This is a genomic window from Microbacterium karelineae (assembly GCF_009745985.1).
Classification (GTDB): domain Bacteria; phylum Actinomycetota; class Actinomycetes; order Actinomycetales; family Microbacteriaceae; genus Microbacterium; species Microbacterium karelineae.
Genome location: NZ_WFIX01000008.1, coordinates 1 through 558 on the forward strand (window position 1 = coordinate 1; position 558 = coordinate 558).

The 558-nt window shown below is 38.7% G+C and carries 1 protein-coding gene; it reads right to left on the minus strand.

What is annotated here, in order from left to right:
* Positions 1-558, minus strand: a 558-nt coding sequence (locus tag GB932_RS21705) for a thiamine pyrophosphate-dependent enzyme (RefSeq protein ID WP_231915927.1), incomplete at both ends; no start/stop codon positions are given.

The following is a 558-nucleotide window of genomic DNA, read 5'->3' on the forward strand; positions in this document are numbered from 1 at the left end:
ATATACATACTCATAGACTTTTTCTGCATCCGGATACGGGGAGTTTTCCATAAATTCGATACACTCTTCAACAAAGTCTCTGGATTTGTTATCCATAACTTCCAATTCTGCTTCTGTAGCCCATCCGTTTTCTAAAATTCTATGTTTTATCAATTCGATTGGGTCATCATTTTTATGAAGAGCTACTTCTTCTTTAGATCTATATGGCTCGGCATCAGACATAGAGTGCCCTCTGTAACGGTAAGTTCTTGCTTCAATGAAAGTAGGTCCATCTCCTCTTCTTGCTCTTTCAATAGCTTCGTAAGCAGCTTCTGCCACTTTTTCAGGATCCATTGCATCTACAGCAAGGCAAGGCATTTCGTATCCTAATCCTAATTTATAGATATCTTCGTGGTTGGCTGTTCTTTTTACAGAAGTTCCCATTGCATACTGGTTGTTTTCTACAACAAATACTACAGGAAGTTTCCAGTTCATTGCCATGTTGAAGGTCTCATGTAAAGAACCTTGTCTTGCAGCACCATCACCAAAGAAACAGATATTTACTGCTTTTCTGTCGAA